At 62.9% G+C, this 21,504-nt stretch carries 20 protein-coding genes; 9 read left to right on the top strand and 11 right to left on the bottom strand.

Annotated features, from left to right (window positions below; all coding sequences use genetic code 11):
* The first annotated feature begins 32 nt into the window (after positions 1-32).
* The 9 genes from FJ943_RS10615 to FJ943_RS10575 all read left to right on the top strand — a co-directional run bounded on the left by FJ943_RS10615 (position 33) and on the right by FJ943_RS10575 (position 10,256).
* A complete protein-coding gene (locus FJ943_RS10615; RefSeq protein WP_140721328.1) occupies positions 33-1,286 on the top strand; it encodes an ABC transporter substrate-binding protein in 1,254 nt (417 codons plus the stop codon).
* 88 nt (positions 1,287-1,374) lie between these two features.
* Positions 1,375-2,325 (top strand): sugar ABC transporter permease, encoded by a 951-nt coding sequence (locus tag FJ943_RS10610; protein ID WP_015315823.1) that lies wholly within the window; start codon positions 1,375-1,377, stop codon positions 2,323-2,325.
* Complete coding sequence (locus FJ943_RS10605; protein WP_140661773.1) at positions 2,322-3,266, top strand: carbohydrate ABC transporter permease; 945 nt, start codon at positions 2,322-2,324, stop codon at positions 3,264-3,266. The genes FJ943_RS10610 and FJ943_RS10605 overlap by 4 nt, the downstream gene beginning before the upstream one ends.
* 4 nt (positions 3,267-3,270) lie before the next feature.
* Complete coding sequence (locus FJ943_RS10600) at positions 3,271-4,386, top strand: ABC transporter ATP-binding protein (RefSeq protein WP_140721325.1); 1,116 nt, start codon at positions 3,271-3,273, stop codon at positions 4,384-4,386.
* Between the two features lie 107 nt (positions 4,387-4,493).
* A complete protein-coding gene (locus tag FJ943_RS10595) occupies positions 4,494-6,011 on the top strand; it encodes a GMC family oxidoreductase (protein ID WP_140721322.1) in 1,518 nt (505 codons plus the stop codon).
* 205 nt (positions 6,012-6,216) lie between these two features.
* A complete protein-coding gene (locus FJ943_RS10590) occupies positions 6,217-6,978 on the top strand; it encodes a 3-ketoacyl-ACP reductase (RefSeq protein WP_140721319.1) in 762 nt (253 codons plus the stop codon).
* A gap of 12 nt (positions 6,979-6,990) precedes the next feature.
* Complete coding sequence (locus FJ943_RS10585; protein WP_140721316.1) at positions 6,991-8,619, top strand: choline dehydrogenase; 1,629 nt, start codon at positions 6,991-6,993, stop codon at positions 8,617-8,619.
* An 11-nt stretch (positions 8,620-8,630) separates the two neighbouring features.
* A complete protein-coding gene (locus FJ943_RS10580; RefSeq protein WP_140661768.1) occupies positions 8,631-8,948 on the top strand; it encodes a Dabb family protein in 318 nt (105 codons plus the stop codon).
* Positions 8,949-9,038: 90 nt separating this feature from the next.
* Positions 9,039-10,256 carry an MFS transporter gene (locus FJ943_RS10575; protein ID WP_015315816.1) on the top strand — a complete coding sequence of 406 codons (1,218 nt, stop codon included), beginning with the start codon at positions 9,039-9,041 and terminating at the stop codon, positions 10,254-10,256.
* A gap of 4 nt (positions 10,257-10,260) precedes the next feature.
* Here the strand turns inward: FJ943_RS10575 and FJ943_RS10570 are convergent, their stop codons facing one another.
* The 11 genes from FJ943_RS10570 to FJ943_RS10520 all read right to left on the bottom strand — a co-directional run bounded on the left by FJ943_RS10570 (position 10,261) and on the right by FJ943_RS10520 (position 21,486).
* Positions 10,261-11,106 carry an EamA family transporter gene (locus FJ943_RS10570; RefSeq protein ID WP_140721313.1) on the bottom strand — a complete coding sequence of 282 codons (846 nt, stop codon included), beginning with the start codon at positions 11,104-11,106 and terminating at the stop codon, positions 10,261-10,263.
* Between the two features lie 7 nt (positions 11,107-11,113).
* A complete protein-coding gene (locus tag FJ943_RS10565) occupies positions 11,114-12,022 on the bottom strand; it encodes an endonuclease/exonuclease/phosphatase family protein (protein ID WP_140721310.1) in 909 nt (302 codons plus the stop codon).
* Between the two features lie 116 nt (positions 12,023-12,138).
* A complete protein-coding gene (locus FJ943_RS10560) occupies positions 12,139-13,692 on the bottom strand; it encodes a sodium:proton antiporter (protein WP_140721308.1) in 1,554 nt (517 codons plus the stop codon).
* 158 nt (positions 13,693-13,850) lie between these two features.
* Complete coding sequence (locus tag FJ943_RS10555; protein ID WP_015315812.1) at positions 13,851-14,915, bottom strand: ABC transporter ATP-binding protein; 1,065 nt, start codon at positions 14,913-14,915, stop codon at positions 13,851-13,853.
* A 16-nt stretch (positions 14,916-14,931) separates the two neighbouring features.
* Positions 14,932-15,723 (bottom strand): ABC transporter permease, encoded by a 792-nt coding sequence (locus FJ943_RS10550; RefSeq protein WP_140721305.1) that lies wholly within the window; start codon positions 15,721-15,723, stop codon positions 14,932-14,934.
* A complete protein-coding gene (locus FJ943_RS10545; RefSeq protein ID WP_181165828.1) occupies positions 15,720-16,556 on the bottom strand; it encodes an ABC transporter permease subunit in 837 nt (278 codons plus the stop codon). Before FJ943_RS10545 ends, FJ943_RS10550 begins: the two co-directional genes overlap by 4 nt.
* 145 nt (positions 16,557-16,701) lie before the next feature.
* Positions 16,702-17,808, bottom strand: coding sequence for an ABC transporter substrate-binding protein (locus tag FJ943_RS10540; RefSeq protein ID WP_015315809.1), 1,107 nt, complete (start codon positions 17,806-17,808; stop codon positions 16,702-16,704).
* Between the two features lie 243 nt (positions 17,809-18,051).
* Positions 18,052-19,224 (bottom strand): iron-containing alcohol dehydrogenase, encoded by a 1,173-nt coding sequence (locus FJ943_RS10535; protein ID WP_023770536.1) that lies wholly within the window; start codon positions 19,222-19,224, stop codon positions 18,052-18,054.
* 16 nt (positions 19,225-19,240) lie between these two features.
* The gene (locus FJ943_RS10530) at positions 19,241-20,638 is read right to left on the bottom strand and encodes an aldehyde dehydrogenase family protein (protein ID WP_140721302.1); all 1,398 of its coding nucleotides are present in this window, start codon (positions 20,636-20,638) and stop codon (positions 19,241-19,243) included.
* Positions 20,639-21,058, bottom strand: coding sequence for a type II toxin-antitoxin system VapC family toxin (locus tag FJ943_RS10525; protein WP_015315806.1), 420 nt, complete (start codon positions 21,056-21,058; stop codon positions 20,639-20,641).
* Positions 21,055-21,486 (bottom strand): hypothetical protein, encoded by a 432-nt coding sequence (locus FJ943_RS10520; protein ID WP_140721299.1) that lies wholly within the window; start codon positions 21,484-21,486, stop codon positions 21,055-21,057. The genes FJ943_RS10525 and FJ943_RS10520 overlap by 4 nt, the downstream gene beginning before the upstream one ends.
* Between the last annotated feature and the right edge of the window lie 18 nt (positions 21,487-21,504).

Genomic DNA, 21,504 nt, shown 5'->3' with positions numbered 1-21,504 from the left:
CCGGTCGTGTAATGCAACAAGGGAGGAAGTACATGTTGCGCAAACTGCTTATCGGAACGGCGCTCGCTTCGGGCCTGGCTTTCGCGGCCCATGCCGAGGACGTCAAGGAAGTGCAGATGCTGCATTGGTGGACGTCGGGCGGCGAAGCAGCTGCTCTCAACGTGCTCAAGGGCGATCTGGCCAAGGAAGGCTATGCCTGGAAGGACGTTCCCGTGGCCGGCGGCGGCGGCGATGCCGCCATGACCGCGCTGAAGGCGATGGTCGCGGCCGGCAACTATCCGACCGCCTCGCAGATGCTCGGCTACACCGTGCTCGACTATGCCGCTGCCGGCGTGATGGGCGACCTCACCGAGACGGCGAAGAAGGAAGGCTGGGACAAGTCGGTTCCGGCCGCGCTGCAGAAGTTCTCCGTCTATGACGGCAAGTGGGTTGCCGCTCCGGTCAACGTCCACTCCGTCAACTGGCTGTGGATCAACAAGGCGGTGATGGACAAGATCGGCGGCACCGAGCCGAAGACTTTCGATGATTTCATCGCCCTGCTCGACAAGGCCAAGGCGGCCGGGGTCACCCCGCTCGCGCTTGGTGGCCAGAACTGGCAAGAAGCGACCATGTTCGATTCCGTCGTGCTGTCGACCGGCGGACCTGAGTTCTACAAGAAGGCGATGAACGACCTCGACGACGCGTCGCTCAAGTCCGACACGATGAAGAAGTCGTTCGACAATCTGGCCAAGCTCGTCACCTATGTCGACCCGAACTTCTCTGGCCGCGACTGGAACCTGGCCACCGCCATGGTCATCAAGGGCGATGCGCTGGTGCAGGTCATGGGCGACTGGGCCAAGGGCGAGTTCCACGCCGCCAACAAGACACCGGGTACGGACTTCCTCTGCTATCGCTTCCCGGGCACCGACGGCTCGGTGATCTACAACTCCGACATGTTCGGCATGTTCAACGTTCCGGACGACCGCAAGGCCGCCCAGGTCGCTTTGGCCACCGCCACCTTGTCGAAGAGCTTCCAGTCGGCCTTCAACGTCGTCAAGGGTTCGGTTCCGGCCCGCACCGACGTGCCTGACACCGACTTCGACGCTTGCGGCAAGAAGGGTATCGCCGACCTGAAGAAGGCCAATGAAGGCGGCACGCTGTTCGGCTCGCTGGCCCAGGGCTATGGCGCGCCTCCGGCTGTCGCCAATGCCTACAAGGACGTCATCTCGAAGTTTGTCCACGGTCAGATCAAGACCTCGGACGAAGCCGTGACCGAACTGGTCAAGGCGATCGACGACGCCAAGTAAGCGCCGGCCACAAACACCTTCCCCGCTCCGGCGGGGAAGGTTTCCGGTCCGTGAGGCCGATCGGCCGGATGCCGACGGGAGGAACCCCATGAGCAGTGTAGCGACAACCCAGATCAAGCTGACGCCGGAGCGGTCGCGCACCTCGGTGCGCTCGCGCCTGCAGGATGCCTTGCCCAAGATCGTGCTGGCGCCGAGCTTCGCCATCACCATCGTCTTCGTCTACGGCTTCATCCTGTGGACGATCTATCTGTCCTTCACCAACTCCAAGACCTTCCCGTCCTATGCCATAACAGGCGCACGCGCCTATCAGCGATTGTGGGGCTGGACCTTCGACACCGACCCGCCATCGAGCTGGTACACGTCGATCACCAATATGGGCATTTTCGGCTTTCTCTACATCTTGATCTGCCTGGCGCTCGGCCTGTTCCTGGCCATCCTGCTCGATCAGAAGATTCGCGGCGAAGGCGTTTTGCGCCCCATCTATCTCTATCCGATGGCGCTCTCCTTCATCGTCACCGGCGTTGCCTGGAAATGGTTCCTCGACCCCGGCCTCGGTCTTGAACAGACGCTGCATCAATGGGGCTGGACGAGCTTCCATTTCGACTGGATCAAGAACAAGGATTTCGTCATCTACACCGTGGTCATCGCCGGCGTCTGGCAGGCCTCCGGCTTCATCATGGCGATGTTCCTGGCCGGCCTGCGCGGTATTGACGGCGAGATCATGAAGGCGGCGCAGATCGACGGCGCCACCACCTTCCAGCTCTATCGCCGCATCGTCATCCCGCTCTTGCGGCCGATCTTCCTGTCGGCCTTCATCGTGCTCGCGCACCTAGCTATCAAATCCTACGACCTGGTCGTGGCACTGACCAGCGGCGGCCCCGGCGGCTCGGCCTGGCTGCCGTCCAACTTCATGTATGAATACACCTTCAAGCGCAACGAAATGGCGGTCGGTTCGGCAAGCGCCGTGATCATGCTGATGACCATCGTCGCCATCATCGTGCCCTATCTCTATTCCGAACTTAGGGAGAAATCGCGATGAGCGCCGTGACCACTCCCGCCCGCCGGGCCAGCGGCGGCGTCAACGTCAAGATTGTCAACCGCATCGTCATCTACGGGCTTCTGGCGCTGTTCGCACTGTTCTACCTGATGCCGCTGTTCGTCATGCTGGTGACCTCGTTCAAGACCATGGACGAGATCCAGAACGGCAACATGCTGGCGCTGCCAAAGGCGCCGACCTTCGACCCCTGGCTGAAGGCCTGGGGTGAGACCTGCGTAGGCCTCACCTGCGCCGGCATCAAGGGCTATTTCTGGAACTCCATAAAGATGGTGGTTCCGGCCGTGCTGATCTCGACCATGCTCGGCGCGCTCAATGGCTACGTGCTGACCAAATGGCGTTTTCGCGGCGCGACGCTGGTATTCGGGCTGATGCTGTTTGCCTGCTTCATCCCGTTCCAGTCGGTACTGCTGCCGATGGCGACGATCCTGGGCAGCCTCGGCCGGTTCGGCGTGACGCTGCAGAACACGGTCGGAACCAGCTTCGGCCTCGGCAACCCGACGGTGAACCTGGTGTTCGTCCACGTCGTCTACGGCATCGGCTTCACCACGCTGTTCTTCCGCAACTATTACGAGGCGTTCCCGACCGAACTGGTCAAGGCCGCGCAGGTCGACGGCGCCTCTTTCTTCCAGATCTTTCGGCGCATCATGCTGCCGAATTCGATGCCGATCTTCGTCGTCACCGTCATCTATCAGTTCACGAACATCTGGAACGACTTCCTGTTCGCCTCCGCCTATGCCGGCACCGGCGACGCCATGCCGATGACGGTGGCGCTCAACAACGTCGTCAACACCTCGACAGGCGTCGTCGAATACAACGTCAACATGGCGGCCGCGATGATCGCGGCACTGCCCACCCTTCTCGTCTACGTGCTCGCCGGCCGCTATTTCGTGCGTGGCCTGATGGCGGGCGCGGTCAAAGGATAACCCAATGGCTTTTCTGGAAATTGATGGTCTGAGGAAGCGTTTCGGCCAGGTCGAGATCCTGAAGGGGATCAATCTCGAACTGGAAAAGGGCGGCTTCCTGGTGCTGGTCGGCCCTTCCGGCTGCGGCAAATCCACCTTGCTCAACACCATCGCCGGACTGGAGACCATCACCTCCGGCGATATCCGCGTCGATGGCCGCACCATCACGGATCTGCACCCGTCCAAGCGCGACATCGCCATGGTATTCCAGAGCTACGCGCTCTACCCCAACATGACGGTCGCCGGGAACATCTCCTTCGGCATGGAGATGCGCGGCGTGCCGACCGACGAACGCCAGAAGGCGATCGACAAGGTGGCCAAGGTGCTGCAGATCGGCCATCTGCTGAACCGCAAGCCGAGCCAGCTTTCGGGCGGCCAGCGCCAGCGCGTCGCCATGGGCCGGGCGCTGGTGCGCGACCCCAAGCTGTTCCTTTTCGACGAGCCGCTGTCCAACCTCGACGCCAAGCTGCGCGTCGACATGCGCATCGAGATCAAGCGCCTGCATGCCACCACCGGCACAACCATCGTCTATGTCACCCACGACCAGATCGAGGCGATGACGCTGGCGACCAAAATCGCCGTCATGCGCGATGGCGAGGTGCAGCAATTCGGCACGCCGGCCGAGATCTACAACAACCCCAGCAATGTCTTCGTCGCCGACTTCATGGGTTCGCCGGCGATGAACCTGATCCCGGCGACCATCGACGGCAATGGCAGCGACCTGGCCGTCGTGCTCGATCGCGAGGCACGCCAGCCGATCACTCTGCCGATGGCCAACGCCCCGGCCGGATTGTCGGCGTTCAAGGGCAAGCCGGTCATCTTCGGCGTTCGCCCCGAGGCGCTCACCGATCCGGAAGGCGCGGAGCGCAACGCCTCGCAAATCGCCACCGCCGATTGCCATATCGAGGTGGTGGAGCCGGCCGGTTCCGATACCTTCGCCGTCACCAACCTCGGCGGCAAAGGCGTGGTGGCGCGGCTGCGCGCAGATGCCAACATCCAGCCCGGCACCAACACGCCGCTCGCCTTCAACCTGACCAAGGCGGTGTTCTTCGATCCGGCGACCGAGAGCCGTATCCGCTGATGTGCGTCGACCAAAAGTGGGTCCGGTTTTGGGGCAACGACATGCATCAAGACAATAGACCTAAAGCGCGTCGCATGTGTCCATTCAAAAGCGGCGCGCTTTAGGCCATGACAAACCCGGATATCGTCATCATCGGCTCCGGCATCGGCGGCGCCACGATCGCCTCCGGCTTGGCCGGCAGCGGCGCCTCGATCCTGATGCTGGAACGCGGCGAGCCGCTGCCGGCAACGCCGCATGCACGCGACACGCGCTCGATTTTCGTTGATGGCCACTACCGGCCGAAGGAGATGTGGCGTGAGGCCGGTGGCGCCGCATTCAACCCGGGCAATTACTACTATGTCGGCGGCAATTCGAAATTCTTCGGCGCGGTGCTGATCCGCTACCGCAAAGAGGATTTCTCCGCCATGGAGCACTTCGGCGGCGTCTCGCCGGCCTGGCCGTTTTCCTATGACGAATTCGAGCCTTGGTATTCCAGGGCAGAGCAGCTGTTCCGCGTGCGCGGCACGCTTGGCGAGGACCCGACCGAGCCGTTCCACTCGATCCCCTATTCCTACAAGCCAGTGCCGGACGAGGCGCCGATCGCCCGTGCCCGCGCCAAGCTCAAGGGGCTGGGCCTGCATCCGGCCTCGCTGCCGCTCGGCGTCGATATCGACACCTGGCTCAGGGAAGGCAGGACCGGCTGGGACGCTTTTCCGAACACTGGCCAGGGAAAGATGGACGCCCAGACCGCACCGCTGGCGGCGGCACTGAACGATCCTAACATCAAGCTCGAAACCGGCGCCCATGTCGAATATCTCGAGACTGCTCCGGACGGTAAAACCGTATCAGCGGTTCATTACCGCCAGAGCGGCGAGCTGAAAAAGCTGTCGCCAAAACTGGTTATCCTGTCGGCCGGCGCGGTCAATTCAGCGGTCATCCTGCTGCGCTCGCCCTCACCCAGCAATGGCAAGGGGGGCGGCAAGGGCCTGGCCAACCGCTCCGACCAGGTCGGCCGCAACTTCATGAACCACAATTCGAGCGCCATGCTGGCGATCGATCCGCGCCGCCGGAACGATGCCGTCTACCAGAAGACGCTGATGCTCAACGATTATTACCTCTCCGACGGCAAGGGCGGCAAACCGCTCGGCAATGTCCAGCTTCTCGGCAAGATCGACGGCAACATGCTCAAGGCCAATGTGAAACGAGTGCCGAAATTCGCGCTCGATTTCATGGCCGGCCATGCGGTCGACTGGTACCTGATGTGCGAGGACCTGCCAGATCCCGAAAGCCGCATCATGGCCGACGGCAAGGACATCGTCATGCAATGGCGGCGCTCCAATATGCAGTCGCTCGACGGGCTGACCAAGGTGATGCGCGAGAATTTTCGCGCCTGCGGTTATCCCCTGGTGCTGTCGCGCCCTTTCGACAAACGCACGCCCTCGCACCAGTGCGGCACGGTGAAAATGGGAGACGATCCGGCGACGTCGCCGCTCGATCCGTTCTGCCGTGCCTTCGATCACCGGAACCTGTTCGTCGTCGACGCCGGTTTTCTGCCGAACTCGGCCGCCGTCAACCCGGCGCTGTCGATCGCCGCCCAGGCGCTGCGCGTCGCCGAGCACATCCGCAAGACGGACCTCGCCGCATGATCGGTCAGCGCCGCCCCTCATCCGCCTGCCGGCACCTTCTCCCCGTAAACGGGGAGAAGCACGCTGGCCGCAATCTCGGCGCTTTTTCTGCAATGCTGGCGCATGGTGAAGCAGGCGATAACAGCGTCCTTCTCCCCGTCACTATACGGGGAGAAGTGCCCGGCAGGGCGATGAGGGGCGGCGCTGACATAAGGATGAGTATCCGATGACCCGCCCCGCAGCCATCGTCACCGGCGGCGCGCGCGGAATTGGTCTTGCCTGCGCTCAGGCACTCGCTGATGCCGGCTTTGACATCCTTGTCGCCGATGTTGCCGCGAAACCCGCTGACGAGCTTGCGCAAGACGTCGCCAAACGCGGCGCCAAATTCGCCTATGTCAGCTGCGACATCGCCGATCTTTCCAGCCACGCCGCCTTGGTCGAAACCGCCATGCGCGCCTTCGGCCGCATAGACTGCCTGGTCAACAATGCCGGCGTCGGCGCCGTGGTGCGGGGCGACCTGCTGGACCTCAAACCCGACAATTTCGACCGTGCGATCGGCGTCAACCTGCGGGGCACCGTCTTTCTCAGCCAGGCGGTCGCCAAGGCGATGCTCCGCCAGCCCAGCGATGAAGCGAAATCGATCATCACCATCACCTCGGTCAGCGCCGAGATGGCCTCGCCGGAACGCTCCGAATATTGCATATCGAAGGCAGGGCTTTCGATGTGGGTGAAGAATCTGGCGCTCAGGCTCGCCCCGGAAAACATCGGCGTGTTCGAGCTGCGGCCGGGCATTATCCGCACCGACATGACGGCGGGCGTGACCGCCAAATACGACGCTTTGATAGACGGCGGCCTGGTGCCGGCGAAACGCTGGGGCGAAGTTTCCGACATCGGCGCCATGGTGGCCGCGCTCGCTGCCGGGAGACTGGGCTTTTCGACCGGTTCGATCATCAATGTCGACGGCGCGCTTTCCGTGCCTCGGCTGTGAGTGGATGAGACAATGACCGACTACATCATCGTGGGCGCCGGCCCTGCCGGCTGCGTGCTGGCCAACCGGCTGAGCGAGGATCCCTCCAACTCCGTGCTGCTGCTCGAAGCCGGTGGCAAGGATTGGCATCCCTATATCCACATGCCGGCGGGCTTTGCCAAGATGACCAAGGGCATTGCGTCCTGGGGCTGGTCGACGGTGCCGCAGAGAAACATGAACGACCGCGTCTTCTGGTACACGCAGGCCAAGGTGGTCGGCGGCGGCTCCTCAATCAACGCCCAGATCTACACGCGCGGTAATGCGCGCGACTACGACGCCTGGGAGAAGGAGGAAGGGCTGGCCGGCTGGGGCTACCGCGACGTGCTGCCCTATTTCAAACGGGCCGAAAACAACCAGCGCTACGCCAACGATTTCCACGGCGACCAGGGCCCGCTCGGCGTCTCGAACCCGATTGCGCCGCTGCCGATCTGCGAAGCCTATTTCCGCGCCGGCCAGGAGATGGGCATTCCCTTCAATCCGGATTTCAACGGCGCTGCCCAAGAAGGCGTCGGCTATTACCAGCTGACCCAGAAGGATGCCCGGCGCTCCTCCGCCTCGGTCGCCTATCTCAGGCCGATCCGCGCTCGCAAGAACCTCACCGTCAGGACCGACGTACTGGTCACCCGCATCGTCGTCGAGAACGGTCGCGCCATCGGCGTCGAGGTGGTCGACAGGCCGGGCGGCGAGACAAAAATCCTGCGCGCCGACCGCGAGGTGATCGTCTCGTCCGGCGCCATCGGTTCGCCTAAGCTTTTGATGCAGTCGGGCATCGGCCCGGCCGACCATCTGAAATCGGTCGGCGTCACGCCGGTGCATGACCTGCCCGGCGTCGGCTCCAACATGCAGGACCATCTCGACCTGTTCGTCATCGCCGAATGCACCGGCGACCACACCTATGACAATTATGCCAAGCTGCACCGCACGGCCTGGGCTGGCCTGCAATATCTGCTGTTGAAGAAGGGGCCGGTGGCGTCCAGCCTGTTCGAGACCGGCGGCTTCTGGTACGCCGACCCGACCGCCGCCTCGCCCGATATCCAGTTCCATCTGGGCCTCGGCTCCGGCATCGAGGCTGGCGTCGAGAAGCTGAAAAACCCGGGCGTCACCTTGAACTCGGCCTTCCTGCGCCCGCGCTCACGCGGCACGGTGCGGCTGAAAAGCGCTGATCCCGCCGACCACCCGCTGATCGACCCCAACTACTGGTCCGATCCTTATGACCGCGACATGTCGCTGAGAGGGCTGCGGCTGGCGCGCGAGATCATGCGGCAGAAGGCGCTTGCCCCTTACGTGCTGCGCGAGGTGCTGCCCGGCCCGTCGCTCGCCAGCGACGATGAGCTGATCGACTATGCCTGCCGCACCTCCAAGACCGATCACCATCCTGTCGGCACCTGCCGCATGGGCCATGATGAGATGGCGGTGGTGACGCCGGACCTGAGACTGCGCGGCATCGAGGGGCTGCGCGTCTGCGATGCGTCTGTGATGCCGCGCGTGCCTTCCTCCAACACCAATGCGCCGACGATCATGGTCGGCGAAAAGGGTGCCGACCTGATCCTCGGCCGCGAGCCGCTGCCGCCGGCAGTGTTTTCCGGCAATCGTGCTGCATAGGGAGTGGTAAAATGATCAGGCACTGCGTTTTCGCCAGATTTCGCAGCGATGTGTCGTCGACCGAGCGCACGGCCATCCACGCCGGCCTCGAGGCGTTGCGACAGGTGATCGAAGGCATGGACACCGTCCAGTTCAGCACCAATGTCAGCCCAGAGCCTTTCGCGCGCGGGTTCACCTATGGCTTCACCATCGATTTCCGCGATGCCGCGGCGCGCGACGCCTATCTCGTCCATGAGGCGCATCAGCGTGCCGGCGCCCGGCTGCTCGCGGCTCTCGAAGGCGGCGCGGACGGATTGATGGTCTTCGATCTCGATCTTACGAAAAAGTGACCGCCGGCCTTTCGAAAGCCGGCTGATCGCTGTTCTCTTTTGCCGACAGGGCGACATATCGTTCCTTTGGGGGATGCAAAGGAGGACGCCTTGAACCTCACTACCGAGCAGAAGAAAACCGTCCTGGCCTCATTCCTGGGCTGGACGCTCGATGCTTTTGATTTCTTCCTTCTGACATTCCTGCTCACCGATATTGCGACTGAATTCCAGACGGATGTCCCGGCAGTGTCAAAGGCACTGTTCCTGACCTTGGCCACGCGCTTCATCGGCGCGTTCTTCTTTGGCATGCTAGCCGACAAATACGGGCGCAAGCCCATTCTCATGCTCAACATCGTCAGCTATTCGGTGATCGGGGCGCTGGCCGCCTTCTCGCCCAATCTCGGCATCTTCCTGGCGCTGCGCGCGCTGTTCGGCATCGCCATGGGCGGCGAATGGGGCCTCGGCAGTTCACTCGCCATGGAATCCGTCCCGCCGAGCGCCCGCGGCATCGTCTCGGGCATCCTGCAATGCGGCTATCCGGCCGGCTACCTGCTGGCGGCGGTGGTCTATGGCCTGCTCTACCAGCAGACGATCGGCGGCTACACGATCGGCTGGCGCGCCATGTTCCTGCTCTCCTTCGTCCCGGCGCTGGTCGTCCTGTTCATCCGCTCGCATGTGCCGGAATCTCCTGCCTTCGTCGAGGCACAGAAAACCGCTCGACCGGGGATGCTGGAGACCTTGCAGAAGCACTGGGGCGTCGCGCTCTATGCCGTCGTGCTGATGATGTTCTTCAACTTCTTCAGCCATGGCACGCAGGATCTCTATCCGACCTTCCTGAAGAAGCAGCACGGCTTCGATCCACATACGGTGAGTTGGATCACCATCGTTGCCAACATCGGCGCCATCGTCGGCGGCCTGGCATTCGGTGCGCTGTCGGAGAAGATCGGCCGCGTCAACGCCATTACACTCGCCTGCATCATCGCCCTGCCGGCGATCCCGCTATGGGCCTACAGTTCAACGCCGTTCATGCTGGCCATCGGCGCCTTCGTCATGCAGGTCGCGGTCCAGGGCGCCTGGGGCGTCATCCCGGTCCACCTCAACGAGCTTTCGCCGGGTGCGGTGCGCGCCACCTTGCCCGGCTTCATCTACCAGGCCGGCAATCTCGCCGCTTCCTATGGCGGTCCATATCAGGCCGGGATCGCCGAAGCCCCCGGCGGCAGCTATGGCTATGCGCTGGCGCTTTTTGCCGGCGTCGTCGCCGTCTGCATCATCGTCGTCATCCGCTTCAGTCCGGAGCGGCGCGGCCAGGTAATGACGGTGCTCGGCTGAGAGGTCAACCCATCCTCAACGCGATGACGCCTGCAACAATGCTGAGCGCGGCGGCGCCGCGCCAGCCTGTCATCTTTTCGCCGAGGGCGTAGACCGAGATCATCATGGCAAACAGGATCGAGGTCTCGCGCAGCGACGCCACCGAGGCGATCGGCGCCTTGGTCATCGCCCACATGACGATCCAGTAGGCGGCGCCGGAAAGCACACCGGTGAACAGTCCCGTTTTCCAGTCGCGCGCCAGAACGGGCAGCGCCTTGGGCCCTCGGAAAACGAGGCACAGCACCAGCGCCCCAAATGCATCGCAGATGAACAGCCAGGCGGCATAGCTCTGCGCCGTTGCCGCCAGCCGCGCGCCGCTGCCGTCGGACAGCGTGTAGCTGGCGATGAAGATCGACGTGCCCAGCGCATAGCCGACCGCGCGCAGATTCAGCTTCTCCAGATGCGCGCCACCGCGAAACGACATCACCAGCGTGCCGGCCGACAACAGCAGGATGCCAAGGATGGCAAGCGGCGCCGGCACTTCGGCGACGACGAACATGCCGCCAATCGCGGCCAGCAGGGGTGCCGTGCCACGCGCCAGCGGGTAGGTCTGGGCGAAATCGCCGGCCTGGTAGGCGCCGATCAGGAAGGTGCGATAGCCCATGTGGAAGATCACCGAAGCGATGATGTAGGGCCAGACCTCCGCCTTCGGCAACTCGACGAATGGCAGCACGACGATGGCAGCAGTGCCCATGCCGAGCGTCATCAGCGTGATCGACAGAAAACGGTCGAGATGCACCTTGACCAGTGCGTTCCAGATCGCGTGCATGGCGGCCGCGGCAAGCACCGCGAAGAAGACGAAAAGCGTCATGTGGAGCTCATCGACCTCCCAGGCCGAAGGGCGTCTCGAGATCGATGTCGACCCGGACAGGGAAGTGGTCGGAAGCCACCTCGCCCATGTCTGATCCAACCGAACGCACACGCCCGGCCAGCATGCCGCCGACGAAGCAATGGTCAAGCCGGCGCTTTGCCAGTCTGCCGTCGATGATCTTCTCATGCGTATGGAAATCCGCCACCGGCTCGCTGGCGACAGAAGCGGCATCGACGAAGCCGTCGAGATAGGCAGCGCCCCGATGATAGGGCGTGCTGCCGACAATGCGGCGATATTCGGCGCTGCCGGGTTCCATGTTGAAATCGCCCATCCAGATCGTCGCCAGCGGATTTTCCGGCTCGACTTCCCCATGTGTCCAGTTACGCGAAGGTTCATCGTCCGCGCCGCTCCACGGTCCGCCTTCCGATGGTGCCCGGCGATGCTCGGCCATGAGATAATCAATCTGCTCCAGCCGCTCTTCCGCCGCGATGTGCGCGAGATGCAGCGACAGCACCCTGACCGGCCCGGCCGGCGTGCGGATCATGCATTCGAGGGCGGCGTTGCGGGTGTTGAGCGGCCGCAGCGTGCGGCGCATCGGCAGCGCGTGCAGTCGCGACCAGACGATCGGCAGCTTCGACATAACCATGGTGCCGAATTGCCGGCGGCGGTTGACCAGGCGGCCGTCACGCAGCTCGCTGGCATCCATGTCGTAGGCTGGGCCGTAGACCCAGTGATACCCAGGCAGCAATTGGGAAAGCCGCTCCGGCTGGTCGTCGAAATCGCTGCGCTGCCAGTGCCGCTCGACCTCCTGCAAGGCGATGATGTCGGCGCCGGCGACAAGGCGTGCCGCACGCGAAAGATCGTAGCGCCCGTCGCTGCCGAATCCGTACTGGATGTTGTAGCTGACCAGCTTCATTGCTTATCCGGCTCACTTTTCGGTGTTGGCAGTAACGGTTCGGCCGATCGCTTGCAATGTGCAGGAGGACGGACGGGGCTTGGGCCAGCAGGGCAGCGGCCGAGACGCGGTATCTGCTAGTCGGTGGTCAGCGGCTGGAACCGGCCTGCCGGCGATGCCGCAAGTTCCGTCCAGTCGATCTCTTCCTCCAGACGGTGATAGGCTTCGTCACCGATGGTGCCGTTGCGGCGCAGCTCCTCCAGGGCATCGCGCTGGCTTTTGATGGCATAGAGACGCAGCCTGTCATATTCGGTCGCGGCCTGGGCATCCTCGGGATTTTTGGCGACCTTGCGCTGGGCGGCATATTGCTCGCGCACCGCGGCTGCGGCGCTCGAGGTCTTGCCGCTCAATACATCAAGCGCGGCCTGCATGACCACGACGCGCGCCTTCGCTACCTCCCGGTCGACCGTTTCGTCGGGATCCAGCTTCAGGACGCGCAGCAGCGGCTTCAGGCTCATTCCTTGCAGCACCAGGGTGCCGAGCACGACCGTGAAGGCGGCGAGCACGATCGGGTCGCGAGCAGGAAATTCGACCGGCAAGGCGAATGCCGCGGCAAGGGTTACCAGTCCGCGCATGCCGCACCAGCCGATGAGCACGCCGCCGCGAAAGGACGGCGTATCCGGCTGATGCTCGGCGCCGCCAAAGCGGGCAAACCACCTGATGACTGCACCGCAGCCCAGCACCCAGATCAGGCGCGAAACGATGACGACCGCCAGCACTGCCGCGGCAAAGACGAACGCGTCGAGCTCTCCCGTACCGGCGAGCCGTCCGACGATCGACCGAGCCTGCAGACCCATCAGCACGAAGGCCAGCACGTTGAGCACGAACACAGCCGTCTCCCAGACCGAATAGGAACTGACACGCTTTCTTGCTGACATTCGGCGCGGCGCGGTCTGTGCGATGGTCATGGCGTAGACGACGATGGTGATGATCGCCGACAGACCCAACCTGTCCGCCAGGATCCAGACACCGAACGTGCCGGCGAACTGCACCACGGTACCGCTGGCCGCGTCCTCGATGCGGCTCAGCGTGGCAAGCGACAGCCGACCGAGTACATAGCCGGCCACCAGGCTACCAACGGTCGACAAGACGACCATGGGCGCGGCGCTGCTCAACAGGAACGGACCGAGGGCGGCGGCGACAGCGATACGGTAGATCAGCAGCGCGGTTGCATCGTTGAGCAGGCTCTCGCCTTGCAGGATGGTGGTGATGCGATGCGGCACCTTGAATTGTCCGAGCACGGCCGACGCCGCGACGGCATCGGGCGGCGCTACGATGGCGCCAAGGGCGACGGCCGCGGCGATCGGCAGGCCTGCCATCTTCCAGCCGAGCAGCGCAACCGCTGCGGTGGTGAAAACGACAGCCCCCAAGGCCAACAGGGCGAGCGGCAGCCGGTTGCGATTGAGGTCGCGCAACGAGGTGTCATAGGCGGCGTCGAGCAGCACCGGCGCGATGAACAAGGCCAGCGCCAGTTCCGGGTCGATTTCGATGGTGGGCATGCCGGGCAGGAAGGCGATGCCCGCGCCCGCCAGCGCCAGCAGCGACGGATAGGGAACTTGCAGCCGCCGCGACAGCGCCGTCAGCGCGACTGCAATCAACAGGAGGATAAGCGTCAGTTCGAAAAGAGCCATGCTCTATCGTAGCCGCCGAACGAGGCGATTGGCAGTGCCAAAGTCATGGTCGTGAAACAACAGGGACATCTCTGGCACGGGCCGTGTCGCCGCCGGCAGCATGAGAAATCCCGACGGCTGGAGCGCCCGTTTGGGAGCGCCTTCCGACAGCGGACTACCTAGTGCAGCACCAGCATATCGCTCGACGAGAACGAAATCTCGGCCTTCTCCCCGACTGCGGGCGGCGGGGTGGCGGAGTTGTTGAAAGTGTCGAGCGACACCGTGTTGCCGCCGATGCCGACACGGACCCGGATAACCGAGCCGAGGAAGTGCACTTCGGAAATCTCTCCGGTCAGGCTGGAGTCGCGGCCGGGCTGGCGGCCGAGCGAAATCGCCTCGGGCCGCAGCGCCAGAGACAGCGTGTCGCCGGACTTCGAGCCGTTGAGCTTGCCCTTGAGCGAGACTTCCTGCGTGTTGACCTGCACCTTGCCGGAGGCGGCGTCGGTGACCTTGCCTTCGAGCACGTTCAGCGTGCCGACGAAATTGGCGACGAACTTGGTCGCTGGCCGGTTGTAGATCTCGAACGGCGTCGCGACCTGCTCGGCCTTGCCGCCATACATGACGGCGATGCGGTCGGAGATCGACAGCGCCTCTTCCTGGTCATGGGTCACGAAGATGGTGGTGATGCCGAGCTTCTTCTGGATCGAGCGGATTTCTTCGCGCAGCGACACGCGCACCTTGGCGTCCAGCGCCGACAGCGGCTCGTCGAGCAGCAGGAGCTTTGGTTTCGGCGCGATAGCACGCGCCAGCGCGATGCGCTGCTGCTGGCCTCCGGAGAGCTGGTAGGGATAGCGGTCCGCCATCTGCGGCAGCCTGATCATGTCGAGCATCTCGGCGACGCGCTTGTCCGCGTCGGCCTTCGGCATGCCGGCAACCTTCAACCCGAAAGCGATGTTCTGCGCCACCGTCAGGTTCGGGAATAGCGCATAGGCCTGGAACACCATGCCGACGTTGCGCTGGTTGGGCTTCAGCCGCGTGATGTCCTTGCCGGCGACGACGATCTTGCCGGCCGACGGCTCCTCGAAGCCGGCGACCATGCGCAGCACCGTCGTCTTGCCGCATCCGGATGGCCCCAGGAACGAGACGAACTCGCCCGGCTCGACGTCGAGGCTGAAATCCTGCACCACGGTGTTGGACCCGTAGGACTTTCGCACATGCTGGATGGACAGGAATGGCTCGGCCATGGCTTTTTCTCTCAGGTCAATTCGGGCGGTTCGCCGATTTCGGCGCGAAGCGGGACAGAATCTGGATGAGCGACATGCAGCCCCAGGTAATGGCGAAGGCGATGATGGCAAGGGCTGCCGGTTCATAGGCGCGGTTGGCGCCGACGTTTTGCAGATACGGGCCAAAGGCCGGACGGTTGAGGAGGCTCGCCATGGTGAACTCGCCGATGACGATGGCGAAGGTCAGGAAGGCGCCCGACAGCACGGCGATCAGGACATTAGGCAAGATCACCCGGCCAATGATCGTGCTCCAGCCGGCGCCCAGAATCTGCGCTGCTTCGGTCAATGTCCGCACATCGATGGTGCGCAGCCCCGTATCGACGGCGCGATACATGTAGGGCAGAGCCAGCGTCGCATAGCCGATCACCAGCAGCGCATTCGCACCCATATTGCTGCCCAGGAACGGCAGCGGGGAATTCGAGCCGTACATCCTGATATAGCCGAACACGATGACGATGGCCGGAATGACCAGCGGCAACAGCGTGATGAATTCGACGATCGGCCTGAGCTGCGGCAGACGCAGCCGGATCCAGTAGGCGGCCGGAACCACGATCAGCACGCCGAGGATGATGGTGAAGACGGCCGCTACTACCGAATACAGGAAGGTCGACTGGAAGCGAGCGTCGCCCAGCACGATCTGGTAGGCATCGAAGGAATGGACGCCGCGGCGCATGCGCAACGAGAACTCGACAGTCGCCATCAGCGGAATGAAGAAATAGGCCGCGCCGACAATGAAGACGACCCAGGCCCAGAATTTGCCCGACTTCATTTCAGCCACCTTTCGGACCGGGTCCGGAACCAGATGTAGAAGACGTTGGCCAAGCCCGTGATGACGATCATGCCGAAGGCGATGGCATAGCCGAGCTGCGGGTTGTGCAGCACGTCGCCATTGATCTGCGAATAGAGCTTGATGGGAACGATGTTGAGTGCCGGGCCGGCAAACGCATAAGCCGTGGCGATGGCGCCGAAGGAATTGGCGAACAACAGGATAACGGTGCCGAGGAAGCTCGGCCACAAGACCGGGATGACCACCATGCGCCAATACTGCGACTGGGTGGCCCCGAGCGTGGCGGCGGCCTCGCCCCATTCCTTCTTCAAGCCGTCGATGGCCGGCACGATGATGACCACCATCAGCGGAATCTGGAAGAACAGATAGACCGCGATCAGACCCGATGTCGTGAGGAAATTGAAACCCATCGCGTAGATGTTGACATTGAGAACGTCGCGCAGAAGCGTCGTGACGATGCCGACGCGGCCGAGGGTCGCCAGGAAGGCGAAGGCCAGCGGCAAGCCGGCGAAATTCGAGGCGACACCCGAAAAAGTCAGGGTCGCCGAGCGGGTCCAGTTGGGAAGCCCGCCGCGCACGATGGCGATGGCAATCGCGAGCCCGGCAAAGGCACCGATGACAGCCGACCAGAAACTGATCTTGATCGAAACCCAGTAGGAAGCGCTGATCGAGGGATCGCTGACCAGCTGCAGTATATTATCAAGCGTCAGCTGACCGTCGCCATTCTGGAAAGCGCCCAGGACGAGATAGATCGTCGGCAGGATCAGGAACATCAGGACAAAGATGAAGAAAGGCGCCACGCCAATCCACTGCATCGGAAAGCGGAAAGTGGTCGCCTCGTTCGGCGGCGCGGGCTTGGTGGTGACGGACTGATTTGAAAGCGTAAGATCGGTCATGCGCCGGCTACCGTCTTCGAGGGGAAGCCGGGCGGCCTCGCGGCCGCCCGGTGGATTTCAAGCCTTACTTGACGTTGGCGCCGACAACGGCGTCCCAGTTCTTGCTGATGGTCTCCTTCGCCTTGCCCTGCTCGTCGAGCGTCGGGAAGGCGGCCGAGGCGTAGGATTCCGCCGGCGGCAGCTTGGCCAGAACGTCCGCGGGGATCTTGCCGTTCTTGGCAAGATCATTGAAGCGGATCGGGTGGCAATAGCCCTTCAGCCAGCCGATCTGGCCTTCGTCGGAATAGAGATATTCCATCCACAGCTTGGCTGCATTCGGATGCGGCGCGAACGCGCTGATCGCCTGCACATAAACACCGGCGACAACGCCGGTCTTCGGCACGATGACGTCGACGGGCGGGTTGCCCTTCAGCGTGTCGCGACCGGCGAGCGCGTTGTAGTCCCAGTTGATCAGGATCGGGGTCTGGCCCTGGGCAAGCGTTGCCGGCTTGCCGACAACCGGCACGAAATTGCCGGCGGCGTTGAGCTTCTTGAAGAAGTCGAGGCCGGCGGTGCCAGCGGCTTCACCAGCAGCCGCGCCACCGGAAAGGCCTGCGGCGTAGACGGCCTGGATGGCCTGGTTCGAAGCGCGCGGATCGCCGGCAACGGCGACCGCGTTGGCGAATTCGGGCTTGAGGAGATCGGCCCAGTCCTTCGGCGACTCCTTGATCAGGTCCTTGTTCACCATGAACGAGAGAACGCCATAATAGTCTCCGTACCAGGCGCCATCGGCATCCTTGGCGCTGTCCGGGATCGAGTCCCAGGTCGACACCTTGTATGGCATCAACAGGCCATCGGCCTTGGCGGTCGGGCCGAAGGACAGGCCGACGTCGATGACATCAGGAGCCTGCGGACCCTTGTTGTCCTTGTTGGCCTTGATCGCCTCGACTTCGTCGCCGGAGCCGGCGTCGGGGTTGAGTTCGTTGACGGTGATTTCCGGATACTTCGCCTTGAAACCGGCTATGACGTCGCCGTAGCCGCACCAGTCATGCGGCAAGGCGATCGTGGTGAGCTGGCCTTCGGCCTTGGCGGCCTTGATGAGATCGTCCATCGAAGCGGCGGACGAAATCACCGACGACACCATCAGGGTCGCGGCCGAAAGGGAAAGCACTTTCCCCGTGAATTTGAACATGTGTTCTCTCCATTGAACTGACGCCGTTGGACGTCTGCGATGCGGTATCGTTTTCGTGTGACAGCCAGATGAAAGCTTTGTGAAACCGGCGCCTCGCAGCGTGAAAAGTTAACTCTTTTTAACGGACTGTAGCAATTAGCCATCACTTAATTTTCCGGCTAATCATTAATCCGCCCCTATATCGCCCCTTCCCCTCTCCTTTCCCCTCGTTTCCCGATCAACTTCCGCATCCAGGAACCGGCCTCAGACCGTCCCGGCGATGGCGTTTTCGAGCAGTGTCAGCGCCGCCTTCTTGGTCAGCTTGACCGGGTTGCCGCCGGCCGTCGGATCGACCACCGCCATGTCGGCGATCAGCCCCTTGCGCTTCTTGTCCATGTCGAGCCCCTTGATCAGGCCCGGCAGCGCGTGCGGCACCTTCAACTCCTTGCGCAGCTTGATAACAGCCTTGGCGAAGCCGTCGAAACCGCCCTTGATGCCGCAATAGGCGGCGAGCCGGGCGATACGCTCCTCGATGGAGTCGCGATTGAAGGCCAGCACATATGGCATGAACACGGCATTGGTCATGCCATGATGGGTGTCGTAGAGCGCGCCGATCGGATGCGACAGCGAGTGAATGGCACCCAGCCCCTTCTGGAAGGCCGCGGCGCCCATGGCGGCCGCGCTCATCATGTGGGCGCGGGCGACGAGGTCTTTGCCATTGGCATAAGCCTTCGGCAGGTTCTCGAACACCAGGCGTATGCCTTCGACGGCAATGCCGTCGGCCATCGGATGGTAGCCCGGCGCGCAATAGGCTTCGAGGCAATGGGCGAGCGCGTCCATGCCGGTGCCGGCGGTGATGAAGGAAGGCATGCCGACCGAAAGCTCCGGATCGGCGATGACGATCGCCGGCAACAACTTCGGATGGAAAATGACCTTCTTGGTATGCGTCTCCTCGTTGGTGATGACGCCGGCGCGGCCGACCTCCGAGCCGGTGCCGGCGGTGGTCGGCACCGCGATGATTGGCGCGATGGCGTCGGAGTTGGCGCGCGTCCACCAGTCGCCGACATCCTCGAAGTCCCAGACCGGCCTGACTTGGCCGGCCTGGAAGGCGATCAGCTTGCCGAGGTCGAGCGCCGAGCCGCCCCCGAAGGCGATGACGCCGTCATGCTTGCCCTTCTTGAACACCGCGATGCCAGCGGTGAGGTTGGACTCGACCGGGTTCGGCTTCACCTCGGAGAACACGCCATAGGGCACCTTGGCCTCGTCGAGAATCCTGAGCGTCGAGGCGACGACCGGCAGTTTCGCCAATCCCGGATCGGTGACGAAAAGCGGCCGCTTGATGCCGGTGGCCGCGAGCACCTCCGGCAGTTCCTTGATGCGCCCGGCGCCGAAGCGAACGGTGGTGGGGTAGTTCCATTTGGAGATGAGCTTGGACATTTTTGTCTTTCGAAAATTAGATGGCTTCACGCAGATGGAAGGATTTCGGCCGGGTCAGATTGTCATAGCCCAGCGCCGACAGGGCAACGCCCTTGCCGGTGTCCTTGACGCCGGTCCAGACCAGCGCGGGATCGAGATAGTCGCAGCGGTTCATGAACACCGTGCCGGTCTCGACGCGGTCGCCGATCGCCACCGCATGCTCGGTGTCGCGCGTCCATATCGAGGCCGTCAGCCCGTAGGGGCTGTCGTTCATCAAAGCGATCGCCTCCTCATCGTTGCGCACCTTCATGATGCCGACGATCGGGCCAAAGCTTTCCTCACGCATGACGCTCATCTGATGGTCGACTTGCGTCAACACCTCCGGCGCCAGGTAAGGCGAGCCGGCCTTGTCGTTAGCCACCTTCATGTTGATGTGCGCCTTGGCACCCTTGCGCAGCGCTTCGGCCTTCTGCTCGCGGATCAGGTCGGCAAAGCGCGCCTGCGCCATCGGTCCCATCGTCGTCGCCTGCTCCAGCGGATTGCCGACGACATAATTCCTGGTCTCGGCGATGAAGCCTTCGACGAACTCGTCATAGACTTTTTCGTGCACATAGACGCGTTCGATGCCGCAGCAGCACTGGCCGGAATTGAAGAAGGCGCCGTCGACCAGATTGGCCACGGCATGGTCCATCTTGGCGTCGGGCAGCACATAGGCCGGATCCTTGCCACCGAGTTCGAGCCCAAGCGTCATGAAGGTGCCTGCCGCCGCCTCTTCGATAGCACGGCCGCCAGCGACCGAGCCGGTGAAATTGACATGGTCGATCTTGCCGGAACCCAGCAGTTTTTCCGTCTGTGCATGGTTGAGCACGACATTCTGGAACACGCCCTTTGGCAGGCCGGCCTTGTCGAAAGCCTGTTGAAAGCGCTCGCCGACCAGCAACGTCTGCGCGGCATGTTTCAGGATGACGGCGTTGCCGGCCATCAGCGCCGGCACGATGGTGTTGACCGCTGTCAGATAGGGATAGTTCCATGGCGCGATCACCATGACCACCCCAAGCGGATCCTTCTTCACATAGCGCCGGAAGCCGTCCTTCGGGTTGGAGGCCGGCACGGACTTGAGCGCCGCTTCCGCGATCTCGACCATGTAGTTGGTACGCTCCTTGACGCCGCCGAACTCGCCGCCATAACGAACGGGACGCCCCATCTGCCAGGCGATCTCCGGCACGATCTCGTCGGTCATCGCGACCAGTGCTTCCAGCATCGCCAGCATGTACTTGCCGCGCTCGACGATCGGCGTCTGCGCCCACTTCTCCTGCGCCGCCTTGGCACGCTCGACCGCGGCGTTGATCGCCTGGTCGGTAGCGATCGGCCGCTCCGCATAGATCGAGCCGTCGATGGGGGATTTGAGTTTTACGGTTTCCAAAAGGTGCTCCATTTAGCAGGCTAATGTACGCAGATGGCCGTTGCGGCTGTAGCGAAGGATGGGCTCGTCTCGCGTCACAAGAACCATGTCCAAGGCCCTTGCAGTGGCAATCAGTATTCGATCCATAGGATCGCCATGGGGCGAACCCGGCAAGTTGGAGGACGCGATCAGAATGGCCGGCGAAATCGCGCTGAGTTTCGCGGACATGCGCTCAATGAATCGCTCTACGAAATCGAGCGGCGCTATGGGCAAGTTGAGCCGGCCCTTGGCCACACCGATGCCGATCTCCCATGCTGACATCGGCGAGAGATAGAGGCGGCCATCATAGGCCGCGTCGGAAATCTCCTGACTTGCCTGAGGGTCGATTTTGCTGTCGTTTGCAATGAAGATCATCGCGCACGTGTCCAGCAGCAGGCTCGGCTCTTCACTCATTTGCGCATCACGTGTTTACCATGCTGCGCCTGAGTTTCACCGCCCAGATAACCCCGATCCCAAGGCTCATCATCGAACGGTTTGGTGACATCAAACCCGGCCTCGATTGCTATCAAGCCCTTCATGAAACCAAATCCAGGGTGACGGTGCGTACGCACAGCGGGTGCGGCGTCACCGGTCGGCATCTTGCGAACGCGGCGAAAGACAAGCTTGCCAGCGCCTACGTTGACGGATTCGGTTTCGAACCCGGCCTCGAGCCACTCCCTGGTCATGGGATTGTTGCTCGGATTGTTGCTCCACCACGCGGGGTATCGCTTCGATGCCGGCAACGGCAGACTAAGCACGCTTTCGATCTCATCGAACGACATAGGCACACGGTCGGCATTCTGGGCGACCAGAAATTCCTTCAGCGGCGCATATTTGGACATTGCGAACTCCCCAACAAT

The organism is Mesorhizobium sp. B2-3-10 (assembly GCF_006442275.1).
GTDB lineage: Bacteria > Pseudomonadota > Alphaproteobacteria > Rhizobiales > Rhizobiaceae > Mesorhizobium > Mesorhizobium australicum.
Note: the sequence above shows the minus strand (reverse complement) of the source record. Positions and strands in the feature narration are given on the sequence as shown.

Bases quoted from the DNA above. Each gene is read 5' to 3' on its own strand.
- FJ943_RS10550 (WP_140721305.1), bottom strand. From the start codon at position 15,723: ATGAAGTCGGGCAAATTCTGGGCCTGGGTCGTCTTCATTGTCGGCGCG.
- FJ943_RS10580 (WP_140661768.1), top strand. From the start codon at position 8,631: ATGATCAGGCACTGCGTTTTCGCCAGATTTCGCAGCGATGTGTCGTCG.
- FJ943_RS10605 (WP_140661773.1), top strand. From the start codon at position 2,322: ATGAGCGCCGTGACCACTCCCGCCCGCCGGGCCAGCGGCGGCGTCAAC.
- FJ943_RS10520 (WP_140721299.1), bottom strand. From the start codon at position 21,486: ATGTCCAAATATGCGCCGCTGAAGGAATTTCTGGTCGCCCAGAATGCC.
- FJ943_RS10545 (WP_181165828.1), bottom strand. From the start codon at position 16,556: ATGCAGTGGATTGGCGTGGCGCCTTTCTTCATCTTTGTCCTGATGTTC.
- FJ943_RS10595 (WP_140721322.1), top strand. From the start codon at position 4,494: ATGACAAACCCGGATATCGTCATCATCGGCTCCGGCATCGGCGGCGCC.
- FJ943_RS10555 (WP_015315812.1), bottom strand. From the start codon at position 14,915: ATGGCCGAGCCATTCCTGTCCATCCAGCATGTGCGAAAGTCCTACGGG.
- FJ943_RS10560 (WP_140721308.1), bottom strand. From the start codon at position 13,692: ATGGCTCTTTTCGAACTGACGCTTATCCTCCTGTTGATTGCAGTCGCG.
- FJ943_RS10570 (WP_140721313.1), bottom strand. From the start codon at position 11,106: ATGACGCTTTTCGTCTTCTTCGCGGTGCTTGCCGCGGCCGCCATGCAC.
- FJ943_RS10565 (WP_140721310.1), bottom strand. From the start codon at position 12,022: ATGAAGCTGGTCAGCTACAACATCCAGTACGGATTCGGCAGCGACGGG.
- FJ943_RS10600 (WP_140721325.1), top strand. From the start codon at position 3,271: ATGGCTTTTCTGGAAATTGATGGTCTGAGGAAGCGTTTCGGCCAGGTC.
- FJ943_RS10525 (WP_015315806.1), bottom strand. From the start codon at position 21,058: ATGAGTGAAGAGCCGAGCCTGCTGCTGGACACGTGCGCGATGATCTTC.
- FJ943_RS10615 (WP_140721328.1), top strand. From the start codon at position 33: ATGTTGCGCAAACTGCTTATCGGAACGGCGCTCGCTTCGGGCCTGGCT.
- FJ943_RS10585 (WP_140721316.1), top strand. From the start codon at position 6,991: ATGACCGACTACATCATCGTGGGCGCCGGCCCTGCCGGCTGCGTGCTG.
- FJ943_RS10535 (WP_023770536.1), bottom strand. From the start codon at position 19,224: ATGTCCAAGCTCATCTCCAAATGGAACTACCCCACCACCGTTCGCTTC.
- FJ943_RS10610 (WP_015315823.1), top strand. From the start codon at position 1,375: ATGAGCAGTGTAGCGACAACCCAGATCAAGCTGACGCCGGAGCGGTCG.
- FJ943_RS10590 (WP_140721319.1), top strand. From the start codon at position 6,217: ATGACCCGCCCCGCAGCCATCGTCACCGGCGGCGCGCGCGGAATTGGT.
- FJ943_RS10530 (WP_140721302.1), bottom strand. From the start codon at position 20,638: ATGGAGCACCTTTTGGAAACCGTAAAACTCAAATCCCCCATCGACGGC.
- FJ943_RS10540 (WP_015315809.1), bottom strand. From the start codon at position 17,808: ATGTTCAAATTCACGGGGAAAGTGCTTTCCCTTTCGGCCGCGACCCTG.